Raw genomic sequence first — 25,641 nt, 5'->3', positions numbered from 1 at the left:
GCAAATTTGCACCCACCTAATCAGCCTTTGACATCAATACGACAGTCTCGACGTGGATTGAGAGAACTCCAAGTATAGCTACACTTTTTTGAGTGCACACTATGGATAGTGGGTGCACTTTTTAACGATAGGAAAAGGCTATCGTTAAAAGGTTTACGTTTGCTTAATAGCTTGAGTTTAGCATAAAAACAGCCTAGAGAGGATTCCCCCTAGGCTGACTTTTGTAACATTTCAAATGCTCACATTCTTTTGGCTTTTACGATGCCCTTTCAATATTCACACTAATCTCTGATTTAAAAGTTACGCTGAACCTGTCCTCGTAAACTTTTATTTTCTTGATGTACTTTCTTACCAGCTTCTCGTCATACTCACTAATATCATGACACTCACTTTTCAGAAAATCTTCCATTTCTCTGATTCGTCTTTTAGCATCTTCTTGACCTGCTTTTTCTATAAGAAGCTGCTGTTTCTTAACCTTAAGTTCATCAATCTCATCAGCTATTTTCGTGTAGTCTTTTTTAGCTTTAAGCAAGGTTAGCAGTATCGCTTGTTTGTCTGCGATTTTTTTATCAACCGTTTCAAGCTCACTTAAGTTATTGCCAGCGATAATTTCTCTAATATTATTCTTCAACGTATCCAACACTTCATCCGATATACTAAACACCTTGTTTATGGCTTTCACTATGGCAGACTGCAGTTCGTTCTCTTGTACTGTCAGAGCGTCACAAGCACTAGGACCATTTTCCCATCTGGTACAACAACGCCAAACAACAGAATGCACTCCTCGATTGTTCCAAGCAATTCTTCTGTAAACATCCCCGCATTTAGAACAAACACACAGGCTGGATAAAGCGTACTTGCTGGAATAAACTCTTCTTTTTTTGTTCTCCTCACCGCTAAACATGTTGGCTCGTCTTACCATTTCTTCTTGAACTTTAAAGAAAATATCTCTTGGAATAATAGGCGTGTGGCTATCTTTTACATAATACTGTGGTTCTGTTCCATCATTTTTTATACGAACATGGTTGATAAAATCTGTCGTGATGGTTTTTTGTAAAAGAGCATCACCAATATATTTTTCGTTTTGCAAGATGCCTTTAATATTAGATAAATTCCATTTTAAATGCCCGGCACCGTTTTTAATGCCGTCTTTTTCAAGGCCCTCCACTATATCTCTAAGGCTTGCTCCTTCTAAATATTCTCTATAAATCCTTCTTACGACTTTTGCTTCCTTTTCAAGAATTACGAGATTCCCTTCATCGTCTTTTGTGTATCCTAAAAACCAGTTATGGTTGATTTGCACTTTGCCTTCCTGGTAGCGAAACTTAAGTCCAAGCTTCACATTCTGAGAAAGCGACGCGGATTCCTGTTGAGCTAAAGAAGCCATGATAGTAAGCAATAGTTCTCCGCTTGCTTCCATGGTGTTGATGTTTTCTTTTTCAAAAATGATCGGAATGTTTTTGTCTTTCAACTGTCTAACAAACTTTAAACAGTCGATAGTGTTTCTCGCAAAACGGCTAATCGACTTAGTGATAACCATGTCTACTTTGCCACTCATGCAATCGTGGATCATGTCGTTGAAACCGACACGTTTTTTCGTGCTAGTTCCTGAAATACCGTCATCAGCGTAAATGCCAGCAAACTCCCAGAGAGGATTTCTTGAAATATAATCCGTATAATGCTGAACTTGCGTGTCATAACTTGTTGCCTGTTCTTCACTGTCAGTACTAACACGACAATACGCTACTACTCTTAACCTCGGCTTATCTTCATGCTTATCTACCGTATTCCCCGCTATTTTTCTTGGTGGAATGATTATAACGTTGGCACTCATTTTAAACCTCCCTGATTTGACTGTACGCGTATACTGCTTGACGATAAGGATCATCGTATTTCTTTTCTACCTTTTCTAACTGGTAGCTTGTAATAAGCCGAATTTCCTTTATTGGCTTAGGCTCTTTATAACGATGATTCCTGATAGCATTCTCATGCCTTATTTGTTGTACTTGTCTAAACATATCCTCATCGATAATCTGAGGATAAAACTCTGTTCCTAAATACAATTTCTTGCTAAGAATTTTGCCCGTGACTGGCCAATCCCTTTTTATACCTGATTTTTTAGCAGCTTGAGAAATATTTTTAAATTCAAGATAGAAACGAAAAAACTCTCTTACTTCTTGAGCTTTTACTTCATCTATAACCGCTTTACCGTCTACTATTCGGTAACCATATGGGATATGTGTCATGTTTCTTTCACCTCTTCTTCTAATTCCAATCCGCATTTCAAAATAAAAAGAAATCTTGTTCTGCTTTTTACCACTATGCCGTCTACAAAATCCAGAAAATCCTCGTCCTTAAACTCGCTAAATACTTCTGTGACGCTTACGAACCGTTGAAGTTTTTGCGCCTCGTTTAAGTGCGTTAAGTTACCGTTTAAGCTGTTGGAAAGCTGAAGTTTTTCCTTAAGACAAGTATCTATTCCCGTTTTAAGCTGATTGCTTTCCAGATAGTAGGAATCCATCTCAATGTAGCCACCGGCGAAAAGCTTACTGAGTACTTGCTCTTGTTCTTGCAATTTAGCTATTTTTTCTTCGAGTTCGATAACTTTGTTCAAACCGTCTTTATTATTCACACCTCTCAAACTTTCTACGAGAGGAGTCAACATTTGAACGTATCCTGCTTTTAACTTGTTTAACATTTGCAGGAAAGAAATTTTAAGATAACTTTCCATAACAGACTTTTGTGAACAAGCATGAATATCTTCAAGATGCGTTATACAAACCCATATGCCATACGCCTTATTATGTTGATAAATTATTCGTCTTTTACACTTGCTTCCACACTCACCACAACGAATTTTACCTGAAAACGCATAAAGCTTATTGTACTTACCACTACCACATACTATGTTCTTTTCACTTCTTCTCCACGCGATAATCTCTTTTACAAGATTAAAAGTTTCATGACTGATGATAGCCTCATGATGGTTTTCAATAACATACTGTTTTTTCTCGCCACAGTTTTTATGGCGGTTAAAACTATCATCCGTGTATGTTTTCTGAAATATGACATCACCTGTGTATGTTTTATTAGTCAAAATAGCATTCACGGTACTTGAAGTCCAACTTCCGCCCTTTTTAGTTGGAATCTTTTTATCGGTCAATACTCGTGCTATTGCTTCTCCACCCATGCCGGAAAGAGCCATGTTGAAAATTTCTTTTACTACCCTGGCTTGCTCGGGAACTATAATCATTTTCTTATTCTCGTTTTTATACCCATACGCAGGGCAGGAAATGACGAAGCTTCCGTTTTCGAACCTTTTTTGAATTGACCACATGCTGTTTTCCGAGATGGATCTTGACTCGCTTTGCGCAATGGAACTCAGGATAGAAAGCATGAGCTCCGAACTCATATGCTCGGTATCAATGTTTTCTTTCTCAAAATACAAATAAATACCGAGACCGGTAAGTTTTCTAACTATTTCAAGACAGTCAACCGTGTTTCTTGCAAGCCTACTAATAGACTTTGTAACAATCCTGTCTATCTGACCGCTCTGACAGTCTTTAAGCAGTTGTTTAAGACTTTCACGCTTACCGATTTTCGTGCCGCTAATACCCTCGTCAAAGTAAAGCCCCGCATACTCCCAGCAGGGATTAGACTTAATATAGTTTTCGTAATGCTCCTTTTGCACTTCTAGACTGAGAAGCTGCTCATCACTATCACTAGAAACTCTCGCATACGCTGCAACCCGCGTCTTTTTCTCAAAACCAGTTTTTCGTATTGTAGAGTCTATTTTTATTATTTCTTTCACTATTTCCCCTCACTTTCAGCTAATACTATTCATCACTCTAAAAGCAGTATTTATCAAGCTTTTAACCCAATAATTCCTTGTAAAACGGGTGAAATTTTTCCCTGTTAAGACGGCTTATTTTTTCTTTTTCTTGCTCGCTGATAAGCCCTTTTTTAAAGAGTGAAGCGGTAAGTTTTTCGGCTATTTCAAAACGAAAATCCGCCTGCATACTCTCTTTCGTCCAATCTCTAGCTTTAACATCCTTTAGCCCGTGAGCATCATTACTTATTTGCATGATGCTCACCTCCAAAACGATGCTCTATATAGCAGGCGTGGCAGCAGTATTTTCGAGTTTTATTACCGTAAGAGATAAAAGAATTTTTGCAGTTAAGACAAGCACACTCATAGTTTGCCTGTCTTTTTACCAACTGTGTATGCTTACTCCACCACGTGTTTCTACACGCGTCAGAGCAGAAACGTTTAACTTTACGACCAGCATTCTGTTTAACAGGCTTAGCGCATAAATCACATAATTGAACACTATTGCCAACATTTACGCCGCCAAGATTGTTGCGCTTACAGTAGCTTTTAACCGTATCAACTGAAAGATTTAACTGTTTAGCTATTTTCGTATAGCCAAACCCCATGTTTCTTAGTTTTCCAATCTTACTTTTTTCTTCCACATTCATTTGCCTGTGCCTCCTTACATCACAGGCAAAGAAAAAACAGTGTTTTTTAACCTCTTGACTTGACAATTTAACCTTAAAAAAAAAATAAAAAAAGCCCGAGGATTGCTCCAATGTAGGAACAAGCCTCGGGCTTTACATGTTTCAAACTGTTTTACAAGAGTTCGTTTACTCGTTTTTGTACCGTATCATAATCGTATCCAGCAGAAGTTAAACGCTGTTTACGCGTGCTACCGTTACCCCACGCACCTCGGATTACTTCACGCGCAAGCTCATCAACCGACTTTCTACAGGCTTTAACACCAAGCAGCTCATTAACCTTATTTTGCACACTCGCATAATCGTATCCGGCAGAAGTTAAACGCTGTTTACGCGTGCTGCCGTTACCCCAAGCGCCGTTAATAACTTCTCGCACCACATCATCAATACTCGAGGTGCGCGCAGCTTGATGAGAGCCGCCGTTTTTACACCCGTTTAATCCAACGTTTTTAATAATGCTCGGATAATCCACGTAAGCATAATCCATGTCAACTCTGCCGGCTACTCCAGGCACACTGCCACTTGACGAGTATTGCCAAAGACCATACGAGCCTTGATAACTGCAGTGCGTGTTCCACTGTGCGATCCACAAAGCGTAACGGTCTCTAACATGAGATGACACAAGATTATTAGCGGTTGAAAGCGAAGTGTAAAAGCCTGCATAATACCCGCAAGCTTCCAGTTTGCTGCAAAAACCGGTAATCAGCGAATCGCAGAAAACTCGCCCACGGTTAAGCTGGCTTTTCTCTTCCAAATCAAAGTAAACAGGATACTCAAAACTCTTACCTGAAAGCATGTTCACACAGCTTTGAGCCTCCTCAGCCGCCTCAAAACCAGAGTTTGCGTACGAATACCAGTAGGCTCCAACATCAAGACCGCATGTTTTTGCTTTACGATAGTTCTGTTCAAACCACTTGTCTTTGCATCCGATACCGTATCCTGCTCGAATGATCACAAACTCAACACCGGATGCTTTCACCGCGTTGAAATCAATGTCACCCTGCCACTCTGATACGTCTATTCCTTTTTTACTCATGAGTATTGTCCTTCCTGTTCTTGTCGTGTAATTGTTCTAAAACGTTTTTTAATTTCTCAGGCACGGGAAGCCCCAGGTGAGCCGCGTTTTCGGTTAAAGATAATCCTTCGTTAGATAGGTAGAAGAAAATTACCGCGGTTCTAATCACGCTTCCTTGCTTCAAAACATGAAAATCTATAATGTTTGCTATACCAACAAGCATAAAAATGAGCACCTTTCTAAAAATGCCCTTAAAACCAATGCTGCTAGACAGTTTCTTATCCGTGACCGCACACATCACGCCTGTAATATAATCCGTTACCACAAATAAAACGAGCGCGAGGATCAGCCCGTCGCACCCGCCTAAAAAGTATCCCAGCCAGCCGCCTACCAGTGTGAAAGCCAGTTGAGCAATATTCCAAAATCCTCTCATAATTCTCCTTACAAGTTTTCCTAACATTTGCCAGTACTCTTATAAAAACAAAAAGTAAAAAGTAATAAAAATGGCAGGCATGGTTTAACCCACACCTGCCCAGCATTTCAGCATTTCAGTATTTCAACTGATATTATTTTTCAACACATGACTACTCCTTACCATCTTTTTCACCTTCCTCAACCATTCCACCTTTTACACTTTCCCAGCCGTTTCATCTTTTTCAGTTTTTTCGGCTTTTATTTTCAAAATCTCGTCGTTAAGTTCGCGTTCTCTAGAATTAAAATAGTCTTCTAACTGTTTCACATACACTTCATATTCCATCGAGTTTTCCGCAATCACTGCCGAACGCATATCAGATAATACGCTTGCAACAATGCCTTCTATCATGTAAGTAGGTATTGGTATTTGCTTATTCAACTCGACTATTTTTTCGTTTAACTCAGCCTTATATTTTTGCACAGCTACCGCGTAGCTAATCGTCGGTTTCACCACTACTCTCCTCCAATCTTTTTTAGAATAATATCCAGCTTGTGGCTGATTTCGCATAAAATTTTCGTATTATCAACTACAGGTGTCGTAATACTTTCTGTCACGTCTTTTAAGCGCGTGCCTTTATTAGCCACTATTTTGTTTGTGTGAATAATTAGTTTCTCCATAACAAATTCTCCTCTACTTTCACTTAACGCTTCCACCCGCGCTTTTTAATAGTATTTAACTTTCATGAGTATCCCGTTTTTAAACACCATGTGAGCGTTAGAACCCCATTTTGAAGCTTTCCCATCCTGGTTCATTTCAATAATCTGCACATAGTTAATATCCGCGTCTACTCCTGCACCGTCTTCCCAAACAGGATCTATAATCTTGTTACCATGCATGTAAAAGTTGCATCCAGCGTGAATACCATACTCTTTATAAATGCTTTGCGAACGTGAAAAACACAGCATAGTAGCGTATGTTTCTTCATCAGCTGATTTACGCTGCGCGAAAGCCATATACTTTCCGTCGCTAGTAAGATGAAAAACTAGACCCTTGTGAGAATTATCTTCTTCCCACTCGCCGGTTCCAACATAGCCAATATACACGCCGTTACGGTAGAAGTTGTTCCCATTTTTATCAAAAACAGCTCTTTTATGATCCTCATCAACTTCACCATCGTAAAGTTCTATCTGCCCGGGTGTTATTTGCACGTATTTACTCGAATGGTTAAACCCGAGAAGGAAACTGTTATAGTTTTGCTGCATGAAACTACCAAAATCACCTTTTTTAACCATTGAAGATATGGAATCTTCTACTATGGTTAGTTTAGAAATAGCCTTATCAGCCGTGGATTTAGCAGCCTCAATGTCTTTATCTTTAACTCTGATCCAAGCGAACGTTCTAAAACTACTTATACTGTCAGCGGAAACGTAATGCCATAGTTTGCTTGTTCCACCTTTATACGGGTGTTCAGACTCAGGATAATTTTCACCTTCAACCTCAATAATGTTAATATCTTCAGGCAGTTTAGACACGTATCCTGAAATTTCTCCTGAATACTCTTTTTTAATGCTATCAATCTTAAAACCATAATTGTCAAACGGAGACCAGTTAGTTCTAAAATGTAGCCAAAACTCACTTGATGGAATAAACACTGTTGCGCCAGAAATTTTTTCACCAGTTAAACCCGGTATAGCGTAAATTTTATCCTCATACTTGTAAAAAATGTCTACAAAATCGTCAAAAGCTGATTCCGTATGCGACTTCTCATTAAATTTTACGGCTAAACTTTCCTGCTTAACAATAAGCCTGTAAGCGTATCCGGTTGACGTGTCGTAGAAAAAATCACCAACATGCTGCATTTTTTCACTATCAGTCAGCCACAAGCTCATAGGAGCGTTAAACTGGCTTGGAGTATACGAGCCGTAATAGTTACCGTTTTTCTGTTTAAGACTATGGTTAACGCTTTCAACACCAGCCTCAATCTTACCGTCTGTAACATTCAGTTTCGTGTTGATTTCACTTATCGTGTAATAGTTTTCAAGCCTCCTACCAGTGTCTTTTATAGCCTCGTTTTTTGCTTTACTAATCTGCTTTTCTACCTGGGAAGTGTAAGAAACTGAAAGTTTTTCCGCGTCAATCGAATGCCCGATAATCCTGTCACCATACACCATGCCGTCAAGAGTCATCGCAGTATTGTAAGGCCCTGAAAAACCGTTATGGCTTCCAGCAATACCATTCATGTTAACCTGTAACACTTTCGTAGCAGTGTTTTTATCAGGCGTATCCATGTAAAGGTCACGAACCCACATGCCTTTACTATCGTATTCGCTTATCTTATAGCCGCTTTGAGAATTACCCATTTGCGCTTTAATATTATCGATCGCAGCTTTAACACGCTCGTTATCAATTTTTCTAGCTTCAACCGTTTCTTCTTTTAACGTTTGAACAGCATGCGACACGTTTTGCACATACCCTTTAGAAATCCTGCTCGCAAGCACGATTCTCATTTCGCCTGGTTTTTGAATCGGTATAGTCTGTTTTACTACAGGAAACACTCGGTCCATGCCAAATTGTGGAGCGAGACAACGAACCCTATCCCCACACTTAATCGTCGCATAATGTAAACCTAACTCGGATAAGTCAACCGCGCTAAGGCTTATTTCTACATGCTCAAACTGGTTATCCTGTAACCATTTAGTAGCTTTGCGCATAAGATTAGTTGGAACTGTCACATTATTGAAATTAACAACTTTACAAACCCAGCCGAATGTTTTTTGCGCTTCACGAGATACTATATAGTTTTTCCCATTGTTTATTGAAGTAATATCAACATGCTTTTTAAGAACCTCGTTTTCACTATTCTCGTTTTCCAACTCTTTGCCGAGAGGAATAACCGCTGTAGTAACATCCTCTGCTGAAAGGTTTTCCGCGTATTCAAGCAGGTTCAAGCCGAAACTAATATGCTGGCTTGTAGCTTTACCTATTTCTTCTAAACGTAGGTAGTCTAAGTAAAGTTTCCCGTCTTCTTTTCTAAGACGCAAATATCCGCCAAGCTTTTCAACCATTTTTCCCATAATCGCTTCAAGCGTGGTTTCAAAATTAGTAAACCTGTAGAGTGAATCATTCGAGTCAGATACTGTGACGAAACCAATTCTTATTTTCTTATAATCATCTACCTGACTGTTATGAGCTTGTAAAAGTTTTTCTAAAAGCTGGTAGGAACTCTGATCATGATATTCTTTCTGAGGTTGAATACTATCCGCTAAGTAAGTTAACAACCCTACGCAAGTTACTTTCTTACTACCATACAAGTCTTTTACTTGTTCTCTAACCTCGCCGAAGAAAATCTCCTCATCGTCACGCCACACGCTTACTATTGATTTCCGGTTTTTAATAAGCTCATAGCAAGGGTTTTGACTCGGGCAAGTAAACGTTAACGTTCCTGCAGTGTTAAGCTCCAAGTTTAACGTAATATCATCAAGTACCGCTTTGTCATCATTTGGATAGTAAATCGTATTATTATCAAGCATGATCCTGTACACTCACAACCACCCCCTTTTATAGGAAATATTTACCATCCCGTTTCCAACGAATGTTAAACTCATGTTTATTTTTGAACGAAGCTGTGGGAAACGGTTAAAACCTGTTTTAATCTCATAGTTTTTACCATTAGAATCCAGTAGCATACTGTTAGACGACAGGTTGTTAAATTCTGGAATCAGTGTCATGTCAAAATCGTGAGCGAGTGTTATTTCACGCTTATCATCTACTTGCATACCCCATATTGTGTGAACCCCATCCGAATCATCTACACTATACTTATATGGTTGCAGCTTATAGTTGAGTGTGAGAGTTGAATAGTTTTTATCCGATTTAAAATCACTAACCCACATTCGACCCTGATAGTAGAACAATGGTTCATCATCAAGAGACAGTTTCACACTCTTGCCGTGGATTAACGTTTTAACCCTATGGCATGTTTCACTCCACTTGTTTTTGTTTGCAACAATGAATTCGAAACAGCCTTCACGCATCTCGTATAACACTTCACCGGCAAGACTTTCACTAATATCAATACTTTCCTGCCTGCCTGGTATTTGCAAATACTCTAATTTAGGTTCTGGAAGTTGAATGCGTGGACGGCTTGTAGCAACAAGCCCTAGATCGTTAAAACTATGCAACCCGTTTATTAGCATCCCATACACTTTTACCACCCCCTTGTTTTTCTTGTTTGAAGCTTAAAAAGCTCACTGTCCATCCTGTGCGCGATACCACCCACTAGTTCGCCAGTGTCGAGCACAATACTCTGGTTGGAAAACTGTGGGAAATACGCGTCCATAATCGTTAGAATCTGGTTCATAACATTAAGCATTTGCGTGTTCGCTCCCGCGCTCATATTCTGCAAAGTATCAAGCCCCATAATCACTTCCGGTCCTTTCTCTCCGCCGCCAAGCATACGCCCGTTTTTCTCACCGAAAATAGTCGCCCCGTTTAACAGCATTGGCTTGTTCATTGCTTTCTTATACCAGTCGATAGCAAGATACGGTACAGACGGTGGCGTAAGAGAGAATTGTCCTTTAATACTAAAATGAGGCAGTTTAATATGAGGAAGACTAAGTTTTATGCCGGAGAAAAACCCTGTTATAGCGTCGATTACTGCTTTAACCTTGTTTTTCGCCGCTTCTATCGGAGTAATGATCGCGTTTTTAATACCATTCCAAATTGACACAACCGTGTTTTTAATACCGTTAAACACAGACTTAACCATGTTTGCTACTGAATTAAACACTGTTGAAATGCTTGTTTTAATACCGTTTACCACGCTCATGATCGCGGTTTTAATACCATTCCAAACACTTGTTGCAGTGTTTTTAATACCGTTTAAAACGTTAGTGAAAAACGATACGATACTATTCCAAACGTTCATGAAAAAGTTTTTCACACTCGACCACAGTTTGTTCCAACTAGTGCCAAAGAAAGACAAAAACACGTTAAAAACGTTTTTTAACGTGTTCAATACTGTTATGAACGTGTTTTTAACCGCGTTCCAAACAGCAGTAAAAATTTCTTTTACACCATTGCAAAGCTGAGACCAGTTACCGGTAAACAATCCTATAAAAACGTCTAAAACGCCTGTGATTAAATCAAGAACGGTTTTGAAACTAGTAAAACTTAAATTTAAAGCGCCTTCAAACAGTGGAGCTAGAATAGCACACAAACCATTCCACACTGTTTTAAGCCCTTCAACAATACTCGTAAAATCAATACCAAGTCTTGACAGTTTTTCTTTAACACCATTAACAAAACCGGTGAAAGTTTCCTTGATTTTCTCCCAAACAGCAATAACACTGTTTCTAAACTCTTCGTTAGTGTTCCATAAGGTTACAAAAGCTGCTACCAGAACACCAATAACCGCAACAACCGCGAGTATTGGCGCAGATACTCCACCTAAAACAGCGCCTAACCCTTCAAGAATACTAGAGCCGGAAGTAAAACTTGCGAACATTTTACCTATAAACAAAGCTAGTTTAGAAAACCCTTGTATAGCAACACCTATTTTAGAAATACACGTTCCAAGAACTACTAAAAAAGGGCCGACTGCCGCAGCAATCAGCCCAAGTGTAACTATAAGTTTTTGGCTTTCTGGAGAAAGCTGTTTAAATTTAGAAAGCCATGCTGATATTTTCTGCATTAATGGTGTTATGACGGGAAGTAAAACATTACCAATAGTCGCAGCAATATTCTGCAACTCTGTTTTTAGAATCTTCATAGAACCCGAAGCGCCCGCAGCTTCACGCCCAGCCTGCCCTTGAGCGTCAGCAGTCTGCTCCATAATAAGAGCCAAAGTAGCAGCCTGTTTCGCTTGCAAGCTCATCGCGCCTCTACCATCATGCAAACCCATGGCAAGAGCTTTAGCTTTAATAGTCGCCTCGTTAACACCCATACCATAATTGTCAAGCATCGCATTATTACCTTTAAGCGCGCCTGTTAAAGCAAGAACAGCAGACTCGGTTGTTCCACCAAACATAGCGGACAAGTCGCCTGCAAGAGCAACCAGCTTCTGACTCATCTCGGCTGCTTCAGCATCACTTTTCCCACCAATATTTTTCAACATCGCGCCCATAGTATTCGCATACTCTAAAGCTTGACCTTGAGCAATACCATAATAGGATTTCAAACTTCCTGACCATTTAAGCATCTTGTTAGCAGACTTACCGTAAATCTGCTCTGTAGCCCCCATAGCATCCTGTAAGTCTGCTGCAGCAGTAAAACCAGCAGTACCAATAGCAGCAATCGGCAGCGTAACTTTCGTGCTTAAACTTTGACCAAGAGATGACATACCATCTCCTAGTTTCTTTATCTTTTTGCTCGTACTATCAAACTGGCTACTAAGCTTGGTTAAACTAACACTACCTACCTGTTTTAATTTTTCTTTTAAACTATCAAGATTATTTTCTGTTTCAACAATCTCACGCTGCAACGCATCATACTTGTCTTTACCAAGCTCCCCGTTTTCCAACTGTACTTTAGCCTGCTTATCCGCCTGTTTCAAAACGTTAAGCTTATTAGACGTTTCTTGGATTTCTTTCTGCAAAAAAGCCTGCTTTTGGCTTAAAAGCTGCGTGCTTGTCGGATCAAGTTTCAAAAGCCTATTAACATCACGAAGCGACTGCTCGGTTGAGCGAATAGTCGAATTCACCTGTTGTAAAGACTTATCTAAGCCTGTAGTATCCCCACCAATTTCAACTGTAATACCTTTAATCCTGTTTGCCATAACTTCACCTCCCTTTTTCTCTTAATTTACGCGTGAAAAAATAGATATTTTAACGTCAGGTATAAGAACGTTTGGTTCTCGTTTAGAACCTATCAAATTCTGTTTGGCTTGCGAGCTTATCGTATTTCACACTATCGTTTGCTTTCTCCGTCCACATGTCTAAAACCATGCCGATGGTTAAAAGATCCAGTTCGCAAATACTAATCCCGATTTCTGTGCATCTAAGAAGAAACAACGCGGTTGTCATTTGCCGTGTTGTTGTTTTAAATTTTTTTTAGATTTTACTTCAGTTTCCAAGTTTGCTCCCCAAAGTTCTAGAATTTCAGGAAGAATCTCGTAGATAGAAAACATTTCAAACTCGTCAAGCCACTCATCAATACTTGCTGGAATACTATTATCCGCGTGATAAGCCATGATATAGGCTACGTTTTCAAAAATTTCAAGATCTGCTATTTCAAAAACACCCTCGTTGATTTTGAAAGACTGCTCTAATTTTGACAGGTCTTTGAAAATATCACGCTTGAATTTAATACGATACAGTCTTGGAATAGTGGCTGAAGAACGAAACTTCACGTCTTTACCATTTACTTTTACTGTTTTTTCTAACACGTTTACTCCTTTAAAACTTATTTGTTTTCCGTGTTAACTTGCGGAACGTACACGCTCTTATACCATTTCTCATAGGTTTCTTTTGAAGTAGTGTCACCACTCCTAGATTTCACCAAACCATCTTCTCTAGGATCAGCCGTAAGCGATAAAGTTTCCGTACCCGGTTCTATAGTGTCTTCCTTAGTTTCTGACTCGATAGACGGTCGTGTTGCTGAACAGTTATATAAAACGTGTCTGATCGCGTTCACGTCACCATCAAACTCAAACAGGAGCGCGAATTTTTCTGTTTCACTAATCTTCGCGTTTTCAACCAGCACACCGTTTTTATCTAGTTCTTCTCGTAGTATTTGCGTCCTAAACCATTCAGGTATAAGAGCAATTTCCAAGTCGCCACTGTAACCGTTGTTAGCAGTCGACCTGAAGTAAACAATCCCGTCAGCGTAAAACGGTGAGGATTCACCCTCAGCCTCAAGGCTTATACTCACCGCCCCCGGAATCGGCTTAGGCTCATCGTAGGAGAAACCACTCGAATCTTTTTTAAGTTTTGCCGCGTACACGTTTTTCAGATTGTATTTAACCTTGTTTCCCATTTATTGTTACCTCCATTTCAAAAATGTAGAGTGTTTCATAAAGCTGTTCCGACTCTATGAACGCTTCTGTTTTGTTATAAAAAATGCCGTGCCTATCAAGCACGGCCTCAACTTGTTCTTCCAGTACGGGGTTCTTATAGTCTGCGTATAGTTCAATATGAATTTCGTTTGCTTTAAAATACGTTTTCCCGTCTGCCGCGAAATTACTGCTCGCAGGCGTAAGAAACAGGAGAAAAGGTGGATTAGGTGATTCTCCTTCAGCAAAATGGTGATAGGCGAAAGGAAAACCTATCTCCCTCATAATGTTTAAAAGATTACCCATTTTTAACCGCCTCCTCTATTTCTTTTTCAAAACTTCGTACTGCTTTACTTTCAGCCTTAGCAATGTGTGCTCTAGCTTCCACGCGTCCTCCGCCTCGTTTAGCATGACCGTACTCTAACAAGTGTGTAAGCTGATACTTGTTTCTAGAATGCACTACGAGAACTAGTCTGCTGCCTGTTTCGTTTAATGTTTTAACAGCCCAACTTTTCGCATACGCTCCAGTTCGTTTAGGAGCTGTCATGTTAATTTCTTCTTTTGCTGTTTTACCAGCGTTTTTTACTGCTTCTTTTACTTTCCCGGTTGTAACTTTCGCGTAAGTTTTAAGCTCTCTAATAACTTCTTTAGAGAGGCTGCCAATACTTACTTTGCTCACTTTTTACACCTCTTACAGTGAAGTTTCAGGCTTTTCTTCTTATAATTCATGTGGTCAACACCTAAAATCTCATAAACCGTATCACGGAAAATAATCCTGTAACCAATAGATGAGACTACGGCTGTTTCTTTCGAATAGCGGATAGTAAAATCTATTTTTGACTCATCCCACACGTTTCCTGCCGAAGTCTGCTCCATTGGGCTTTCAGCACTTACCGTCGCGTAACACTCGTAATATTTACTCCACTTAATCTTATGGTTACCAACCTCATCAATTTCAACACTGTTTTTAAGCAGCACAATACGCTCGTTTAATAAGCCTATTCTCATTTAAAACCCCGTTTTTCTAACAGTAAAAAGCATCGAACGTAAAGTGAGAGTTAGCGCGTGATGGTCAGCTTCTTCCCGATGCTCATACAAGTAGCCTGTAGCGTATAAGACTGCAAGCCGATACTCGTCAAAGTTTTCACTAATCAAACTAGTATCGTTTTTACGAGCCACTCCCTGGCAGAGTTTTTCAGCAGAATGAATAAGGGTGTTGATAAGCTCATCATCTTCTCTACTATCCACCCTAAGATAGTTTTTTGCTTCCTCAACTGTAACTATCATCAACACCCCTCCTTAAACCATCTTTTTTAAGCTGCTACGCTTGTTTTAACAGGCAGAATCTGCACTGCTTCTTTAAGCACGAGTTTGCCGTCTACACGCTCTTTAGCAACGAAACCTATCATGCCGTTTCCAGCGAAAAGCTCGGTAAGCTCTTTAAACGAGCGTGAACCACGGTCACCAATGTTGTAGTACGAGTAGTCTCCAAAAGCCACCATGTTTTCAGGCGCGTAAGCAGACGTGTATACCGGGTATCCGAGAATCCTGTTCGGCTCATCATCCTGGTATGAAGGCTGCCAAACGTACGCGCCATTATTGTCTTTAAGTTTTCGTATGCTCGCGACTGTTTTATCGTTCATAATAAAACTCGCGTTTTTACGGTATGGTCGCCTCAAAGCGTGAACAAGATCAATCAGATCATCAGTTTTAATACTGGTAGTTTCTTTAAGGAACGTGCCACCGTCTTTCTTGTTGAAAATACCAGTCGGTTTTCCCACGCCATCCCCGTTAAGAAAAGCGTCTTCCTCAGCGTTAGCCAGCGCCATGCCGAAGGATGTGAGAAGATGATTCTCGAGGTTAAACGCATTATCATACAAGAGTTCTTCAGTAACTTTTACCGCAACGTGAAGCTTATGAGCGTCAAGCAGGATTTGAGCAAACTTGGAATCCCCAAAGTTAAGGCTTGCGCCTTCTTCAATCCAAGCCGCCGCAGGATCACTCATCGCAACATTAATCTTACGCTCGCCACTAGTAGTAATCGTGGTAGCAAGAGAGCGAATAATGTTTTCTTCTTTCAACGTTTCAATCAGACGATTATCGTATTCTTCCGGCACAAGATACCCACCGTCAGCGTCCACGCCTTCCTGCAACACGTTATCGACTCGTTTAAAATTACTTCTAAGAGCTGTAAGCATTGCCTGCTTATACTCGTCACGCGCACGACCTTGTTTTTCAAATTTCACGCCTGTTTTCATAGGTTTTGCAACAATCGCCTCAGATGTTGGTTTTGAAAGCTCCTTATCCATCACTTCCATCTGCTCCAAGCGATCAATTTCCATACTGTAAGCTTTCACTTTCGCTTCCATCTCATCATAGGTTTTCGCGTCTTCTTCTGAAATAAGCCCGTCCTTGTCACGTTTAGACTCAAGGAAAGCTTTCGCACCCTGCCAAGCCTTGTTACGTTTCTCAACCATGTTTGAAATAGTGTTCATCATGTTTACCTCCAATTTTTGATTAAAAAAAGACGATCCATAAGATCGTCTGCACTAATATTGTTTGTTTCCTTACCGCTTATCCGGCAGGCTTTAGATATTTTTTCCAATAACGTGTTTTGCACGCTTGCTTTCGAATACAATGTTGAAACTTGTGGTATGCCAATATCAGTGGTTTCACCTCTAGTTAAAACACCGTCCGCGAACCCGAGTTCTACCGCCTTGTTAGCGTCCATCCACGTTTCCGAATCCATTAAATGCGACAGTTTCACACGGTTAAGCCCTGTTTTAATCTCGTAAGCGTTAATAATGGACTCTTTGACCTCATCAAGCATTGATATTGCTTTTTCCATTTCGTTTCTGTTGCCAAAAGCAACAGTCATAGGATTATGAATCATAAGCATTGACACCGGGCTCATATAAACCTTTGTGCCAGCCATCGCAATAACCGATGCAGCAGACGCCGCAATACCATCAATCTTGACCGTCACACAACCCTTGTAATCCATGAGCATGTTATAGATTTGTGCCGCAGCCACACAATCGCCGCCAGGCGAGTTAATCCACACGGTAATATTCCCACTACCAGCGTTTAACTCGTCTTTAAAAAGTTGTGGTGTAATATCATCATCAAACCATGATTCTTCAGCAATCGTACCGTTAAGAAACAGTGTCCTCTCAAAAATCTCATTATTCTCATTAGTCTCATTGTTTTCCTTTTGGTTTTTCCACTGCCAAAACTTCCTCATTACCTTTTTCCTCCTCTCTTATATAAAGAAGCGACCAAGATTTTCTTGGTCGCTTCATGTTCGTATAACACTCATATAATACCTAAAGAACTAGCTTTACAGTTAGATAATCCACCTTACTTGTATGCTCTTCCATTTAAGGAAACTAGAGAATCAAATAATTGTGTTTCATCTAGAATACTCTCAGTTGGAGTTCTTTCCGTTATTGCAAGTTCTTTATACTTACTAGTAATTCCCTTAACAGCTTCTAATATCGATGGTTTAGAAACTTTGGAATCACTTTTCCTATACTCTTTAATTAAATCAGAAACTGCAAAAATCCCTAATTCCTTAAATTTCTGAGTTCGGTCATGATCATTCAAAGTTTCATTATTACTGATTCTTTCAACATTAAACCTTGTATTGTTTACTTTTTCGTCATAAGCCATCCTAAACTCTAACGAATTTTTCCAACCATAGTCAGAATTGTAAACAAACTTTTCGCCAGTTATGTCTTCAATAGCCATAGCTAGAATATATTCATAGCATCCAGCATCTCTACTATCATAAATAGCATCGTAAAGAGGTTTAATTGCCTTCAGTCCCAGTTTCAATATTCTTTGATAGTTTTTAGAATTCCTAATAAACTTTCCTGGATGTGCCTGCATAGCCACTTGTGGATTAGTCTTCGTCTCAGTTTCTAATTCCACCATCAACTTATTCATGGATCCCTTTATATCATCTAACGTTTCAGCATAAGCTACGTTTACTGGCATCAATTTATTAGCTATATTCCCACTATTCTTTGATGCTGGATTATTTCCAATAATAAAAATTCCAGTAAATACAAATAGAACCAATAAAAGTAAAGTTCCTAGCGAAATATACATTTTTTTCTTAGACATAGTATTACACCTCCTAGAATTCTAATTCGCAGTGTATTTGTGTTGCAAAGAACCATAAACAGAATTAGGGTAATAAGGATCATGACTACCATGGTTAAACAGCTCCAATTGTCCCCATTTAGCACGGCACCACTTAAGACCAGTAACTTTTGCAAAATGAACAATTTTATCAGGAGAATGACCATACGCTAGAATAAATGGATCATATTTATAAGGTCTATAACCTTTCTTTGCCAGATAATTATCCAATTGCGCTTTAGTAGCAGCATCATCACCAAAGTCACTAGGCCATTCGTACGTCATACTACCAGTTGCAAATCCTAGACAATTATATGCTGGCGTAGCCTTATCGCTATAAAACCATGTCCATGAAATACTATCATAAAACGATTTTGGTTGAGATAAAGTATACGCATAAGCAACAGAATTGGATGTGAAAAACAACATTCCAACAACCATTACATAAGTGGTTATTGCTGATAACATCTTTCTTTTTCTAATCATTTGTAAGCACCTCCTTAAAAACAACATCTTTAACTAAGATTGAGATTAATCAGCTTTTATCTCGAATGATCACTATTCTTGTACATTTTATGATTTTTTTATAATGTCACATAAATTATTCCATCCTTTCTGCTATTATTAATTTGTTGTATACTCTCATAGTGTAGGATATTATCTTAGTTAAGTATCCATAGAGATTAAATTCTATTTTTCGCTTAACGTTAAGATAATTCGTTATGTCTTCGTTGCCTAAATGATTCATCCACTGTATAAACAGTTATACTATAACAATATTAATATAACATGTTATATTAATATTATCAAGACACAAATTCATCTTAATCACCTAACTTATTTCTACCAATTACAGTGAACGCTCCAGCACGGTTAAGCGGGAGCATGTTACCGTTAATCAAATACAAGTCACCACCCTCACAGGCGGGAATCTTATCCAAGTTTTCTAACTGTCTAATATCGTTCGCGCTCATCCAACCGTTTTGACGAGCGGTAGCATAACCATTCATACGACTCTGATAGTCTCCTCGAAGAAGACCATCCACGTTAAACTTCACATAATAAGTTTCTTTCTCCTTATCAGTAAAAAGCCGCCTCGTAATAGACTGTTCAAAACGCGCCACCCAAGGATCAAGCGTGTATTTCACAAACTCCAACGACTGCTGCTCAATATTAGAAAAACTCGACTTTTCTAAATCACCAACCATGTGTGGTGGGACTCTAAAAATACGAGCAATCTCGTTAATCTGAAACTTACGAGTTTCAAGAAACTGTGCTTCGTTAGGCGAAATAGAAATAGGCGTATACTTCATGCCTTCCTCTAAAATCGCTATCTTATGCGAGTTAGAACCCGAGAACCCCTTATTCCAACTATCCCTCATACCAGACGGATCTTTCACTGTACCGGGGTATTCCAAGATGCCGCTTGGTGTAGCACCGTTAGCGAAAAACGATGCACCATACTCTTCCGTAGCTATCGCCATACCGATAGCGTTTTTTGCCATCGCAATAGGCGAATAGCCAACAAGCCCGTCAAAACCAAGACCGGGAATATGAAGCACATCAAAGGGTTTAAGTTTCACACTCGTTTCTTTACCCGCTAAAACATCACTATCATTTAACGTATACTCGTAAAAAATTTGACCACTCTCATCCCGGTCAACTCTCATACGATCAGGCATCAAAGGATAAAGCCCTAATATTTCGCCTTTACCGTTTCGAATAATCTGCGCGTAAGCATTACCCCATAACAGTAGATGCGTCATCAAGGTTTCTCTAAACACGAAGCTTGTCATTTCAAGATTCGGCTCATCATGAAGCACCTTATATAAAGGATGTTTAACAGCTTTAGCCGTACCCGTACTCGTCCGCTCATACACGTGAAGCGGCAGACTCGCCACCGCTTCAGACAAAATACGCACACACGAGTAGACAGCCGTCATCTGCATCGCCGAACGCTCATTCACCCTCTTACCCGAAGAAGACATGCCACTAATAAACCTTTGAGCATTCAAGTTAAAACGATTCTCAGGCTTATCTCTACTCTTAAAAATTTTACTAAAAATATTCATGACCCACCTCCTTACATGAATAGGATTCCTCGAGCGTCATACACGCTCTTCGTGTTCGCGTTACCGCATCTGATGGCACGGTCAAGTGCCATGATGGTTGCGATAGCACCATCAATTTTCTCGGTTGATTTTTCCTTATCTGCCTTAATGTTTCCTGCAGGATCTGTCCTAATAAATATGTTGTCCATGTTCCAGCGAAGCACCGGATGCCCAGAGTGTGCGATTTTCTGCTCGAGTGTAAGCTTCATAAGCTCCTTGGTAGGCGGACTCATATCCTTGAATCCCTGTCCGAACGGGACCACGGTAAACCCCATGTTTTCAAGGTTTTGCACCATTTGTACCGCGCCCCAACGGTCGAAAGCAATCTCACGAATATTGAAACGTTCGCCTAAAGTTTCGATGAATTTTTCAATAAACCCATAGTGAACAACGTTTCCTTCCGTAGTTTTAATAAACCCTTGTTTTTCCCACACGTCATAAGGCACATGATCTCGTTTCACGCGTAAACTCAAGGTTTCTTCAGGCACCCAAAAATATGGTAGGATACGAAACTTATCCGACTCATCTAAAGGCGGAAACACAAGCGAAAAAGCCGTAAGGTCGGTGGTGCTTGAAAGGTCAAGACCCCCGTAGCAGACCCTGCCCTCGAGTTCTTCCTCGTTCACCTGAAAACCGCAAGCATCCCATTTTTCCATCGGCATCCAACGAATAGACTGTTTCACCCACTGGTTAAGACGAAGCTGACGGAAAGCATTCTCTTCACCAGGATTTTGCCGAGCTGACTCGAAAGCAGCTTTAACTTTCTCCATTTGAACCGTAACCCCAAGAGAAGGATTAGCTTTCTTCCACACCTTAGGATCCGTCCAATCATCCGAATCTTTTGCACCATAAATCACGGGGTAGAAAGTTGGATCAATTTTCCTACCCTCGAGAATATCCACTGCTTTCTGATGCGTCTCATAGCAGATTGAATGCGTATCCGTACCGGCTGTGGTAATCAGAAAATACAGTGGCTGCATGCGAGCATCCCCGGAGCCTTTAGTCATCACGTCAAAAAGTTTACGGTTAGGCTGCGTGTGAAGCTCATCAAACACAACACCGTGAATGTTAAACCCGTGTTTAGAGTACGCTTCAGCCGACAATACTTGGTAGAAACTGTTAGTTGGTAGGAAAATAATACGTTTTTGCGAAGCTAAAATTTTAACCCTACGGTTAAGAGCCGGACACATTCTAACCATGTCCGCCGCCACATCAAACACGATCGTTGCCTGCTGACGGTCCGCCGCACAACCATAAACCTCGGCACGCTCCTCATTATCCCCACAGCACAAAAGCAGTGCCACTGCCGCAGCCAACTCACTTTTACCCATCTTCTTAGGTATCTCAATATAAGCAGTATTAAACTGGCGGTAACCATTAGGTTTCACCACGCCAAACAAGTCCCTAATAATCTGCTCCTGCCAGTCAAGGAGCTTAAAAGGCTTACCCGCCCACGTTCCCTTCGTGTGTGTTAAACATTCGATAAAACTTACAGCATAATCCGCTAAATCCTTACTATACGTTGAATCTTCTTTTTTAAACTTAGTAACCTCGTATTTTTCCAACTTAAGCTCCTCCTTTCTTTAGGCATAAAAAAAGACGCCTTCAGCGTCCACATCATTTCTTTCTTTTTACGAGAAACAGGGCCTTAAAAGCCCTGCTGCTTTTAATAAAATTTCAGTTTTTAGTTTCTAGCGTCTAGGATCATTTCTAAAGCCTCGTTCGCAAGCTTGCTTGTTGGCATCATATCCCAGCCTCTATCATAGTTTGCGATAACCTTGTTATTGTTTTTCAAAGTAAGCTTGGAAATTCTTCCCTGGTTAATCCCGTATTCGCTTGGCTCTTCAAAAACCTTCATACTGTAGTTTACAACCTGATTTTCTACTTTAAGCGTATCTTGTTCCCACATGGTTTTGCTCCTTTGTTTCTGTGTTTTTTGCTGATACTATATATCACTCTAAAAGAGCAGAATAGCAAGCCGTAAACGAGAAAAAATCGCGGATAATTCCACGATTTTTCTCCAGCCTTCCAACCCTATGGCTGACTATCCCCCTTTCTTTTAGCTTCTTGCTTGTTGAATCGCTTGATAAGCTTTTTGAATATCCTTGTCCAAGGTTTCAGCATCCGCAAACAGTTGAAACTCCGTATCGTTTAGTTTTCCTTCGCTTGCCTTCCAAAGCTCCTCGTGAGCTTTACTGGCGCAGGTTTTTGATGTTTGTGCAATGTCGAGCATGCTGATAGCCGAACTAATTTTCCCTTCTTCAGCTTTTTTGATTGCGTTTAGTGCGTAGCGTCTGCATGTTTTAACTTCGTTTGCGAGGTTTTGTAAAATTTCTTTTTTCATAGGTTTCTCCTTTGTTTCTGTGCTTTTTGCTAGTACTATATATCACTCTAAAAGCGCGCAATAGCAAGCTTTTAAGCCAAGAAACACCGGGTATTTACACGTTTTTTCCCCACCAGTTTTCGCTAATTTTTTTACTCTTAAAAACCGTTAAAATGTTTCTAAAATCATGCGGAAATAATCATCACCAAAAAATCATCTACTACAGTCAAACATGCTTTTACAAAAACCTCGTTCTCTTGCTCTAAATTCGCAAAAATTTCTTCAACCAAAGAACCTGTAGGACAGTCTTCACTCAACTCGTACGCCTGGTCTTCACTCGCATACAGCATTACGCTCACCCCCGTTTCTAAAAGCACAGGACCCTTCTAAACGGGAAAGCATAATTTTCCTGTCTTGTTTAAACTCGTCTCCTATAAACCCGAGTCTAAGAAGAAAACATCTGAAAGCATACTTATCGTTAACCGTCTCACGCTTACTATTATTTACGCGTTTAATTTCCACGCTCATTTTACAAAGACTGTTTATAAACTTCGCATAGGATGCCAAGCCTGGTTGGTTAGCCTGCTCAAACCAAGGAAAAATAAGCTTATCATCTTCTTCCTTAATATTAAGACTGTTCACTCCTAACGCTTTTTTAATAAGATCACCCTTATTATCAAGAATTTTCCTAAGCTTTACCACATCAGCCTTATCTTTAGGAAACTCAACACTAAAACATTGCGTACCATCACACGCGCAGACTGGAAGACTTATACCATAATCAACGTCTAACATGTTTTTCAAATCATCTAAGTTCTCTTCACTACTACACGTGACCGTACCATCTTTACTAATGTTGAAAACACCTATCCTGTAAGACATACTCGGAGTTTTTAAGTAAACAGCCTTTACTCCCGTAGAATCCTCTATAGCTTTAATAAGCGGCTGCCTATCTTTTCCTTTTAACCCGTATTTTAATTCCATTTTTCCTCCTTTAGATTTTTTCGGGTACATATATAAATCACTCTAAAGAAGGTTTATAGCAAGCGGTCGCAAACTATTTTTCATATAAAATACGAGTCTTACTCGTTAGTACATACTTCAGTAAACGAGTATTCTTTACCGCCTCTTAAAACTTTCACACTCTTATCATTTCCAACCTGCTCAATATAACGTTTCACAATCACGTCACAATATTTCTCGTCAAGCTCGATAGCGTAGCAGATTCTACCAGTCTGCTCGCAGGCTATAAGCGTGCTACCACTTCCAGCAAACGGATCTAACACAAGCGAGTTCGTCATACTCGAGTTTTTAATCGGATACGCTAAAAGAGCTATTGGTTTCATGGTTGGATGATCAGCGTTTTTCTTAGACTTTTCAAACTCCCAAACTGAAGTTTCTTTCCTACCCGCGTACCACTTGTGTTTACCTTTTTTCTTCCACCCATACAAACACGGCTCATGCTGCCACTGGTAAGGGCTTCTACCCAACACCAGCGACGGTTTCTTCCAAATACAACAACCTGAAAGATAAAACCCCGCGTCCTGGAATGCTTTTCTAAAATTCAAACCCTCCGTGTCAGCATGAAACACGTAGATAGATGCATCATCTGCCATCGCCTGCTCCATGTTCACGAACGAGTTGAAAAGAAACTGGTAAAACTTGTCATTCTCCATATTATCGTTTTTAATTTTCCCAGCAGCACCCTCATAGTTCACGTTATAAGGCGGATCAGTAACCACCAGATTCACTTTAGTATTCTCAAGAAGCGTCTTATATGTTTCTAACTTAGTAGCATCACCGCAAATAATACGATGCCTTCCAAGCGTCCACATGTCACCTGTTTTAGAAAAACACGGTTCTTCCAGCTCTTTTTCAACATCAAAATCATCATCAATCACGTCTTTATCAGCATCGAAAATACTGGAAAGCTCCGCCTCGTCAAACCCGAGAAGATCAAGATTAAAATCAGCTCCTTCGAGCTCCGACAACTCGACTGCTAAAAGCTCATTGTCCCAGCCTGCGTTAAGTGAAAGCTTATTATCCGCAATAATATAAGCACGCTTTTGTGTTTCAGTTAAATGATTTTCTTTCACGCACGGAACTTTTTTAAGACCCAGTTTTAATGCCGCGGCAAGCCTGCCGTGGCCTGCGAGAATCGTATTATCCTCCGCCACTAGAATTGGGGATAGAAAACCAAACTCGCGAATACTTGCCGCTATCTGAGCTACCTGCGCCTCAGAGTGCGTGCGAGCGTTTCTCACATACGGGATAAGCTCACTTACGTCAGCCAAATAATACTGCATTTCTTTTTCCATAAGCTTTCCTCCCGTTAGAAAAGACCCCAGCAAGCCAGCTTTTCAAAACCACCCACCGAGTCAATATAATCTTTCGCAATTTTCACAATCTGCGCATACGGTTTACCATCAACCATTTCATCCCCGATAGCACAAGAAAACTCAACCACCCGACCGGTTTCCTGCGCTTTCAAAAACGCGTAAATATTAACCGACACGTCAGCTTTCGTAAGATCCTTACCATGAAGGCCGCCGCCCGTAACAGCATCAGCCATGTCTGACCCGAGTTTTCGGTTAACCGCTCCCGTATCCACGCTGATACCGCCCGTCCAGTCGCCTAAAGGATTAACAAACGCATTCGGATAGTCTTTCAATAAGTCTTCTCGTTTAGCGTGAGACTGGCAGATGATAAGCTTTTCACCATCAAGAACATACTTGCCGTCATACGGATACTTTTCATAAACCTTTCGAGCAATAGCCGAGAGTTTCTTCTGCTCGCCTGTTAATGGTACGCCTTTAAAAATCCCGTTATCAGCGCAACGAACCATACCATCCTGGTTTCGGCTTAAATGCTTATCCTGCGGCACAACCGTAATATCAATCTTTACTTTCCCAGGGCTTAAACGGTGGATAATATTTTTAATATCCTTAAACTTAAACATCACCGTGCTTTCAATACACACGGCACACTTACCATGCCCGAGCATCACTTCAACAGCAATCTTCGGATTCTCATCCAGCTTGTAAGCCAGATCAACAATTGCTCCAGCAATACGATCCGCAATCTTGTCGACATGCGACGGGTTTACTTTTTCTATCATAATTTTTC

30 protein-coding genes are annotated in these 25,641 nt (G+C 40.1%); all 30 read right to left on the bottom strand.

Features of this window, described 5'->3' with window-relative positions; genetic code table 11:
• Window positions 1–256: 256 nt before the first annotated feature.
• Entirely contained in the window at window positions 257–1,834 is a 1,578-nt protein-coding gene (locus HXT33_RS02355; RefSeq protein ID WP_421787430.1) for a recombinase family protein, read from the bottom strand.
• 1 nt (window position 1,835) lies between these two features.
• Window positions 1,836–2,246, bottom strand: a complete 411-nt coding sequence (locus tag HXT33_RS02350; RefSeq protein WP_421787428.1) for a DNA recombinase — start codon at window positions 2,244–2,246, stop codon at window positions 1,836–1,838.
• The gene (locus HXT33_RS02345) at window positions 2,243–3,811 is read right to left on the bottom strand and encodes a recombinase family protein (RefSeq protein WP_421787426.1); all 1,569 of its coding nucleotides are present in this window, start codon (window positions 3,809–3,811) and stop codon (window positions 2,243–2,245) included. Before HXT33_RS02345 ends, HXT33_RS02350 begins: the two co-directional genes overlap by 4 nt.
• A gap of 61 nt (window positions 3,812–3,872) precedes the next feature.
• Window positions 3,873–4,085, bottom strand: coding sequence for an SHOCT domain-containing protein (locus HXT33_RS02340; RefSeq protein WP_421787424.1), 213 nt, complete (start codon window positions 4,083–4,085; stop codon window positions 3,873–3,875).
• Window positions 4,072–4,479: a hypothetical protein gene (locus HXT33_RS02335; protein WP_020760683.1), complete on the bottom strand. Its 408-nt coding sequence runs from the start codon at window positions 4,477–4,479 to the stop codon at window positions 4,072–4,074. Before HXT33_RS02335 ends, HXT33_RS02340 begins: the two co-directional genes overlap by 14 nt.
• 151 nt (window positions 4,480–4,630) lie before the next feature.
• Window positions 4,631–5,551 (bottom strand): GH25 family lysozyme, encoded by a 921-nt coding sequence (locus HXT33_RS02330; protein WP_421787422.1) that lies wholly within the window; start codon window positions 5,549–5,551, stop codon window positions 4,631–4,633.
• Window positions 5,544–5,963 carry a phage holin family protein gene (locus tag HXT33_RS02325; protein ID WP_421787420.1) on the bottom strand — a complete coding sequence of 140 codons (420 nt, stop codon included), beginning with the start codon at window positions 5,961–5,963 and terminating at the stop codon, window positions 5,544–5,546. The genes HXT33_RS02330 and HXT33_RS02325 overlap by 8 nt, the downstream gene beginning before the upstream one ends.
• Window positions 5,964–6,158: 195 nt before the next feature.
• Window positions 6,159–6,455: a toxin gene (locus HXT33_RS02320; protein WP_421787418.1), complete on the bottom strand. Its 297-nt coding sequence runs from the start codon at window positions 6,453–6,455 to the stop codon at window positions 6,159–6,161.
• A 2-nt stretch (window positions 6,456–6,457) separates the two neighbouring features.
• Window positions 6,458–6,622 carry a hypothetical protein gene (locus HXT33_RS02315; protein WP_019260890.1) on the bottom strand — a complete coding sequence of 55 codons (165 nt, stop codon included), beginning with the start codon at window positions 6,620–6,622 and terminating at the stop codon, window positions 6,458–6,460.
• Window positions 6,623–6,667: 45 nt separating this feature from the next.
• On the bottom strand, window positions 6,668–9,475 hold the full coding sequence (locus HXT33_RS02310; RefSeq protein ID WP_421787647.1) for a phage tail spike protein: 2,808 nt from the start codon (window positions 9,473–9,475) through the stop codon (window positions 6,668–6,670).
• 12 nt (window positions 9,476–9,487) lie between these two features.
• Window positions 9,488–10,141: a hypothetical protein gene (locus tag HXT33_RS02305; RefSeq protein ID WP_421787416.1), complete on the bottom strand. Its 654-nt coding sequence runs from the start codon at window positions 10,139–10,141 to the stop codon at window positions 9,488–9,490.
• An 11-nt stretch (window positions 10,142–10,152) separates the two neighbouring features.
• Window positions 10,153–12,720, bottom strand: a complete 2,568-nt coding sequence (locus tag HXT33_RS02300) for a hypothetical protein (protein WP_421787414.1) — start codon at window positions 12,718–12,720, stop codon at window positions 10,153–10,155.
• Window positions 12,721–12,963: 243 nt separating this feature from the next.
• Window positions 12,964–13,329, bottom strand: a complete 366-nt coding sequence (locus HXT33_RS02295; RefSeq protein WP_014554474.1) for a hypothetical protein — start codon at window positions 13,327–13,329, stop codon at window positions 12,964–12,966.
• Between the two features lie 17 nt (window positions 13,330–13,346).
• Window positions 13,347–13,919 (bottom strand): major tail protein, encoded by a 573-nt coding sequence (locus HXT33_RS02290; protein WP_421787412.1) that lies wholly within the window; start codon window positions 13,917–13,919, stop codon window positions 13,347–13,349.
• Complete coding sequence (locus HXT33_RS02285; protein WP_119522973.1) at window positions 13,903–14,241, bottom strand: hypothetical protein; 339 nt, start codon at window positions 14,239–14,241, stop codon at window positions 13,903–13,905. Before HXT33_RS02285 ends, HXT33_RS02290 begins: the two co-directional genes overlap by 17 nt.
• Complete coding sequence (locus HXT33_RS02280; protein ID WP_421787410.1) at window positions 14,234–14,614, bottom strand: HK97 gp10 family phage protein; 381 nt, start codon at window positions 14,612–14,614, stop codon at window positions 14,234–14,236. The genes HXT33_RS02285 and HXT33_RS02280 overlap by 8 nt, the downstream gene beginning before the upstream one ends.
• Entirely contained in the window at window positions 14,611–14,943 is a 333-nt protein-coding gene (locus tag HXT33_RS02275; protein WP_421787408.1) for a phage head closure protein, read from the bottom strand. The genes HXT33_RS02280 and HXT33_RS02275 overlap by 4 nt, the downstream gene beginning before the upstream one ends.
• Entirely contained in the window at window positions 14,944–15,222 is a 279-nt protein-coding gene (locus tag HXT33_RS02270; RefSeq protein ID WP_033888736.1) for a head-tail connector protein, read from the bottom strand.
• A gap of 26 nt (window positions 15,223–15,248) precedes the next feature.
• On the bottom strand, window positions 15,249–16,433 hold the full coding sequence (locus tag HXT33_RS02265) for a phage major capsid protein (protein WP_421787406.1): 1,185 nt from the start codon (window positions 16,431–16,433) through the stop codon (window positions 15,249–15,251).
• Between the two features lie 2 nt (window positions 16,434–16,435).
• Entirely contained in the window at window positions 16,436–17,179 is a 744-nt protein-coding gene (locus HXT33_RS02260; protein ID WP_192382072.1) for a head maturation protease, ClpP-related, read from the bottom strand.
• A gap of 116 nt (window positions 17,180–17,295) precedes the next feature.
• Window positions 17,296–18,063, bottom strand: a complete 768-nt coding sequence (locus tag HXT33_RS02255) for a hypothetical protein (RefSeq protein ID WP_103084278.1) — start codon at window positions 18,061–18,063, stop codon at window positions 17,296–17,298.
• Between the two features lie 21 nt (window positions 18,064–18,084).
• The gene (locus tag HXT33_RS02250; RefSeq protein ID WP_112928567.1) at window positions 18,085–18,567 is read right to left on the bottom strand and encodes a DUF7689 domain-containing protein; all 483 of its coding nucleotides are present in this window, start codon (window positions 18,565–18,567) and stop codon (window positions 18,085–18,087) included.
• A 338-nt stretch (window positions 18,568–18,905) separates the two neighbouring features.
• The gene (locus HXT33_RS02245; RefSeq protein WP_421787403.1) at window positions 18,906–20,153 is read right to left on the bottom strand and encodes a phage portal protein; all 1,248 of its coding nucleotides are present in this window, start codon (window positions 20,151–20,153) and stop codon (window positions 18,906–18,908) included.
• 11 nt (window positions 20,154–20,164) lie between these two features.
• Window positions 20,165–21,757 (bottom strand): terminase large subunit, encoded by a 1,593-nt coding sequence (locus HXT33_RS02240; RefSeq protein WP_421787401.1) that lies wholly within the window; start codon window positions 21,755–21,757, stop codon window positions 20,165–20,167.
• 119 nt (window positions 21,758–21,876) lie between these two features.
• Window positions 21,877–22,101, bottom strand: a complete 225-nt coding sequence (locus HXT33_RS02235; protein ID WP_032839405.1) for a DUF7678 domain-containing protein — start codon at window positions 22,099–22,101, stop codon at window positions 21,877–21,879.
• A 150-nt stretch (window positions 22,102–22,251) separates the two neighbouring features.
• A complete protein-coding gene (locus HXT33_RS02230) occupies window positions 22,252–22,536 on the bottom strand; it encodes a transcriptional regulator (RefSeq protein ID WP_421787399.1) in 285 nt (94 codons plus the stop codon).
• Between the two features lie 164 nt (window positions 22,537–22,700).
• Window positions 22,701–22,865 (bottom strand): hypothetical protein, encoded by a 165-nt coding sequence (locus HXT33_RS02225; RefSeq protein WP_421787397.1) that lies wholly within the window; start codon window positions 22,863–22,865, stop codon window positions 22,701–22,703.
• A complete protein-coding gene (locus tag HXT33_RS02220) occupies window positions 22,849–23,499 on the bottom strand; it encodes a virulence protein (protein ID WP_421787395.1) in 651 nt (216 codons plus the stop codon). The genes HXT33_RS02225 and HXT33_RS02220 overlap by 17 nt, the downstream gene beginning before the upstream one ends.
• Window positions 23,500–23,597: 98 nt before the next feature.
• Window positions 23,598–24,833, bottom strand: a complete 1,236-nt coding sequence (locus tag HXT33_RS02215; protein ID WP_421787393.1) for a site-specific DNA-methyltransferase — start codon at window positions 24,831–24,833, stop codon at window positions 23,598–23,600.
• A 14-nt stretch (window positions 24,834–24,847) separates the two neighbouring features.
• Complete coding sequence (locus tag HXT33_RS02210; protein WP_421787391.1) at window positions 24,848–25,633, bottom strand: S-adenosylmethionine synthetase N-terminal domain-containing protein; 786 nt, start codon at window positions 25,631–25,633, stop codon at window positions 24,848–24,850.
• Window positions 25,634–25,641: the final 8 nt, after the last annotated feature.

Source organism: Gardnerella sp. DNF00753 (genome assembly GCF_049244275.1).
GTDB classification, from domain to species: Bacteria; Actinomycetota; Actinomycetes; order Actinomycetales; family Bifidobacteriaceae; genus Bifidobacterium; species Bifidobacterium greenwoodii.
Note: the sequence above shows the minus strand (reverse complement) of the source record. Positions and strands in the feature narration are given on the sequence as shown.

Excerpts from the sequence above, each read along its gene's own strand:
- HXT33_RS02355 (WP_421787430.1), bottom strand. The coding sequence starts at position 1,834 with ATGAGTGCCAACGTTATAATCATTCCACCAAGAAAAATAGCGGGGAAT.
- HXT33_RS02340 (WP_421787424.1), bottom strand. The coding sequence starts at position 4,085 with ATGCAAATAAGTAATGATGCTCACGGGCTAAAGGATGTTAAAGCTAGA.
- HXT33_RS02220 (WP_421787395.1), bottom strand. The coding sequence starts at position 23,499 with ATGGAATTAAAATACGGGTTAAAAGGAAAAGATAGGCAGCCGCTTATT.
- HXT33_RS02305 (WP_421787416.1), bottom strand. The coding sequence starts at position 10,141 with ATGCTAATAAACGGGTTGCATAGTTTTAACGATCTAGGGCTTGTTGCT.
- HXT33_RS02250 (WP_112928567.1), bottom strand. The coding sequence starts at position 18,567 with ATGATTAGAAAAAGAAAGATGTTATCAGCAATAACCACTTATGTAATG.
- HXT33_RS02265 (WP_421787406.1), bottom strand. The coding sequence starts at position 16,433 with ATGATGAACACTATTTCAAACATGGTTGAGAAACGTAACAAGGCTTGG.
- HXT33_RS02255 (WP_103084278.1), bottom strand. The coding sequence starts at position 18,063 with ATGTCTAAGAAAAAAATGTATATTTCGCTAGGAACTTTACTTTTATTG.
- HXT33_RS02310 (WP_421787647.1), bottom strand. The coding sequence starts at position 9,475 with ATGCTTGATAATAATACGATTTACTATCCAAATGATGACAAAGCGGTA.
- HXT33_RS02300 (WP_421787414.1), bottom strand. The coding sequence starts at position 12,720 with ATGGCAAACAGGATTAAAGGTATTACAGTTGAAATTGGTGGGGATACT.
- HXT33_RS02325 (WP_421787420.1), bottom strand. The coding sequence starts at position 5,963 with ATGAGAGGATTTTGGAATATTGCTCAACTGGCTTTCACACTGGTAGGC.
- HXT33_RS02285 (WP_119522973.1), bottom strand. The coding sequence starts at position 14,241 with ATGGGTAATCTTTTAAACATTATGAGGGAGATAGGTTTTCCTTTCGCC.
- HXT33_RS02290 (WP_421787412.1), bottom strand. The coding sequence starts at position 13,919 with ATGGGAAACAAGGTTAAATACAATCTGAAAAACGTGTACGCGGCAAAA.
- HXT33_RS02260 (WP_192382072.1), bottom strand. The coding sequence starts at position 17,179 with ATGAGGAAGTTTTGGCAGTGGAAAAACCAAAAGGAAAACAATGAGACT.
- HXT33_RS02315 (WP_019260890.1), bottom strand. The coding sequence starts at position 6,622 with ATGGAGAAACTAATTATTCACACAAACAAAATAGTGGCTAATAAAGGC.
- HXT33_RS02225 (WP_421787397.1), bottom strand. The coding sequence starts at position 22,865 with ATGCTGTATGCGAGTGAAGACCAGGCGTACGAGTTGAGTGAAGACTGT.
- HXT33_RS02245 (WP_421787403.1), bottom strand. The coding sequence starts at position 20,153 with ATGAATATTTTTAGTAAAATTTTTAAGAGTAGAGATAAGCCTGAGAAT.
- HXT33_RS02350 (WP_421787428.1), bottom strand. The coding sequence starts at position 2,246 with ATGACACATATCCCATATGGTTACCGAATAGTAGACGGTAAAGCGGTT.
- HXT33_RS02235 (WP_032839405.1), bottom strand. The coding sequence starts at position 22,101 with ATGTGGGAACAAGATACGCTTAAAGTAGAAAATCAGGTTGTAAACTAC.
- HXT33_RS02335 (WP_020760683.1), bottom strand. The coding sequence starts at position 4,479 with ATGAATGTGGAAGAAAAAAGTAAGATTGGAAAACTAAGAAACATGGGG.
- HXT33_RS02210 (WP_421787391.1), bottom strand. The coding sequence starts at position 25,633 with ATGATAGAAAAAGTAAACCCGTCGCATGTCGACAAGATTGCGGATCGT.
- HXT33_RS02275 (WP_421787408.1), bottom strand. The coding sequence starts at position 14,943 with ATGAGAATAGGCTTATTAAACGAGCGTATTGTGCTGCTTAAAAACAGT.
- HXT33_RS02330 (WP_421787422.1), bottom strand. The coding sequence starts at position 5,551 with ATGAGTAAAAAAGGAATAGACGTATCAGAGTGGCAGGGTGACATTGAT.
- HXT33_RS02215 (WP_421787393.1), bottom strand. The coding sequence starts at position 24,833 with ATGGAAAAAGAAATGCAGTATTATTTGGCTGACGTAAGTGAGCTTATC.
- HXT33_RS02230 (WP_421787399.1), bottom strand. The coding sequence starts at position 22,536 with ATGAAAAAAGAAATTTTACAAAACCTCGCAAACGAAGTTAAAACATGC.
- HXT33_RS02270 (WP_033888736.1), bottom strand. The coding sequence starts at position 15,222 with ATGATAGTTACAGTTGAGGAAGCAAAAAACTATCTTAGGGTGGATAGT.